The sequence below is a fragment of the Kribbia dieselivorans NBRC 106261 genome (genome assembly GCF_001552435.1).
GTDB classification, from domain to species: Bacteria; Actinomycetota; Actinomycetes; order Actinomycetales; family Dermatophilaceae; genus Kribbia; species Kribbia dieselivorans.
The window spans coordinates 1-3,421 of record NZ_BCRE01000259.1 but is presented as its reverse complement, the minus strand read 5'-3'; the positions used below and the strand labels follow the sequence as shown (position 1 = coordinate 3,421).

General features: G+C 71.7%; 2 protein-coding genes. Both read right to left on the bottom strand.

Going from position 1 to position 3,421, the window contains the following annotated elements:
- Positions 1-113 precede the first annotated feature (113 nt).
- Positions 114-2,285, bottom strand: coding sequence for a glycosyltransferase family 4 protein (locus tag KD1_RS15595; RefSeq protein ID WP_068403439.1), 2,172 nt, complete (start codon positions 2,283-2,285; stop codon positions 114-116).
- Between the two features lie 37 nt (positions 2,286-2,322).
- The coding region (locus KD1_RS15590) for a glycosyltransferase (RefSeq protein ID WP_157073418.1) at positions 2,323-3,421 on the bottom strand (1,099 nt) is incomplete at its 5' end.

Sequence of the window (3,421 nt, the reverse complement as noted above, 5' to 3'; positions counted from 1 at the left end):
ACGGACCGCCAGGCCAGCGCGCCAGCTGACCACCCCGCCGGGCACCCACCCGCCCGGCGGGGCGGACAGCCGTGCCCGCGAGGGGGCGGGTCAGCGGTCCGAGGTCAGAAGCCTCAGCCGCCGAGGACGCGGTGGTACGCGTTGTCGACGATGGCGCAGATGTCGCTCCAGTCACGTTCGGCCAGCACCCACTCGCGGGCCTGGCGACCGTACTGCTCGCGCAGCGACGGGTCGTCGAGGTACCGGCGCAGCGCGTCGGCCAGCGACTGCGCGCTGCCCTTCTCGAAGACCAGGCCCCGCTCGTCCGGCTTGACGATCTCGGTCAGGGCGGCCACCGACGACGAGATGACCGCCTTGCCCATGGCCATCGACTCGAACGGCTTGATCGGGCTGATCAGCTCACACACGGGCAGCGGCAGACGCGGGAAGGGAGTCACTTGGAACACCGACAGGTACCGCGCGACCTCGCTGTGCGGCACGCGTCCGGTGAACGTCACGACGTCGTTGACGTCGAGCGAGTCCGCCAACTTGTTCAGCTTGCGCGACATGTGGCCGTCGCCGACGACGATCACCGCGAAGTCACTGCGCTCCGCCTTGAGGATCGCCGCCGCCTCGAGCAGCAGGTCGAGCCCCTCGTAGTCGACGAGTCCACCGGCGTAGCCGATGACCATCTTCCCCTCGAGCCCGAGCTCGGCGACGAGTGCGGCATCCGGCTCACGCGGCTCGAACTGGGCGGTGTGCACGCCGTTCGGCAGGACGACCAGGCGGTCCGCCGGGGCGCCGCGACGGATCATCTCCTCGCGCAGCGCCTCGGTGATGACGAACGTCAGGTCCGCCTGCTGCGCGATGTGCGTCTCCAGCGACGTCATGTACGTGTACGACGACGTCGCCCCGAACGACGGGTCGCGCGAGATCTTCATCAGGTCCTCGAGCCCGCGCATCTCGTACACGAACGGGATGCCCAACCGCCGCGCGGCCCGCAGCCCCGCCAGACCGTTGTTCTGGAAGCTCGACGCGTGGATCAGCGACGCCTCGTGCGCCCGCGCCTGCTCCTCGATCCGGCTGGCGAAGCGCTCGATGTACGACGCCATCGGGGTGTTGTCGTACGTCCGCTCACCGGGCTCGAGAAGCCGCGTGTACCGCACTCCGTCAATGTCGTCGAACGGCTCGACCTCGTCGGTGCGCGTCTCGGGCCAGCGGTCGTACGGGAACCCCAGGCGCGTGGCCGCGGTCATGTCCCACCCACGGTCGCGCAGGCCGGTGATGATGCCGTGGCTGCGGGTGGCGTATCCACCGGAGCGATGCGGCAGCGACTGCGCCAGCACCGACAGCACCGCACGGTGGCGCGGCTGGTACGCCGGGGTCGGCGCCGGCTCGTCCGCCGGCCACCCCGCCCGGGCGATGATGATCTGATCGGTGACGAGGCGGTGCAGCTCGCGCGCCTCCTCCTCACCGGGGTAGGTGCGGATCAGCGCCTCGCAGAACGTCGCGCACGCCTCCAGATGTCCGGCCTTGCGCGCCTTGGCCGCGGCGACCCGCACGCGGCTCGGGGCGAACGCCGCAATCCACGACGCCGGGGCGACCCGGATGAGGTCGGCCAAGGTGTCCCAGTCGCCGGCCTCCGTCAACGCGGACGTCGCCGCCCGGAGCCCGGCCGCCGACCGCCGCCCCTCCTCGATGACGGCCGCGTGCGCCTGAGCCGGGTCCTCGATCCGCGCCAGGCGCGCCGACACCGGGATCGACTCGACGGCCATCCGGCGGTGTTCGACCGTCCACTGCCGCGCGGCGGTGACGAAGTCGTCGACGATCTCCGGGTCGGTGCTCTTGAACGCCACCGCCAACCGGTCGGCCTCGCGAGTCGTGCGGGGCACGGCCCGAGCCGCGGCCCGGTGGAACTGCTCCTCGAGATCGGAATCCTCGAGCCGTCGGGCCGCGCGCAACCCCACCAGAACCGCCTCGGCCGGAATCTTCGTACCCTCGGATGCCGCGAGCGCCTCGGCCGCAGCCTCGGCGTCGCGCCCGAGCTCGAGCAGCGCGGTTGCCGCCATGATGTGCACCGGCGTCGTGCGCTGCCCGTCGGTCAGGTGCGCCAGCGACGTCAGGGCGCCGGCCGGGTCGTCGGAGTCGAGCTGGAACTTCGCGCGCAGGATCGCGGCCTTGGCGCCGGCTTCACCGACCCCGCCGGGCAGGCCCGCCAACGGCCCCAGGGGCACGGCGCGGGCGACCTTGAGTGCCGCGCGGCGGCCCGCCGTGCCGATCGGAGTGGTGGGTCGGTCCGAAGCCATGAGGGTCCTCTCGGGTGGGTCGGTCAAACAAATCAGATCAAACGGAGACGTGCTCGCGCGGGTCGCCGTAGAACAGCAACCGCCCGGTGGCGGTCATGAAGGTCGAGTCGGTGACGGTCCACGTGTGGGCGGTGCGGTCGGTGCCGCGGATGGAGACGTAGTTGTACCGGTCCCCGCTCCACACCCGCACACCCTCGGCCATCGACCGGTCGAGGATGTCGGAGTCGACCGCGCGCGGGATGTCGCTGAACCGGATCCGTCGCACGACATCCCCGTCGAAGAGCATCGAGCCGCCCTGGATGCGCCGCTCGTAACGCTGCTCCGAATCGGGGTAGCGCAACACGACCGCACCGGTCGAGCGCAGCCACACGTAGTGGCACCACTTGCCGACGATCCCGGCGTCGGTGCTCGCGAACGCGTCGACGAGGTCGGCCAGGTAGTGCTCGCCGTAGAAGTTGTCGTCGTCCATCTTCGCGACGTAGCGCCCGCCGGCCGCGTCGACGCCGAGGTTCATGCAGGCCCCAAGCGTCAATGACGGATCGGCGTGCACGATCGTGAGGTTCGCGGCTCCGGCCTGTGTGGCCCGACGGCGCAGGTCGGCGTCATCGATCTCGGGGTGGTCGGCCAGTCCGTGCAGCACGAGCACGAGTTCGGTGTCGGCGTGCGACTGGCGCCCGAGGTTGGCCATGACGTTGTCGAGTTCGTGCACCCGGTTGGTCGGCACGACCGCCGAGATCGACCGGTTCGTGTACGGCGCCGGGGTCTCGCGACCGGCCGCGGTGAGGATCGTGGCCGCGCGGTGCCCGGCGGTGTGCCCGGCGAGCACGGCCCGTCGCAGGCGCAGGCCTTCGCGCGCGACGAGTTCCTCCTGGCGCATCCGGGCGACGAGTTCAGAGCGCAGTGCCTGCTGCTCATCGACGCGCGGCACGAGCGCGTCGATCTCGGCCGGCAACGCGCTGCCCAGACCGGACGTGCCGACCAGGGGCGTGCCGGCCATCGCGGCGGCCATCGACGTCCACGGCGCGGTCGCAGCGGCGTTGCCCAGGTCGAGTAGGACGCGCGCGTCGCCGAGCGCGCCGCCGACGGCGTCCCACGGCCCCTCGGCGACCTGACGCTCGGTGAGCAGCGCCGGCGGG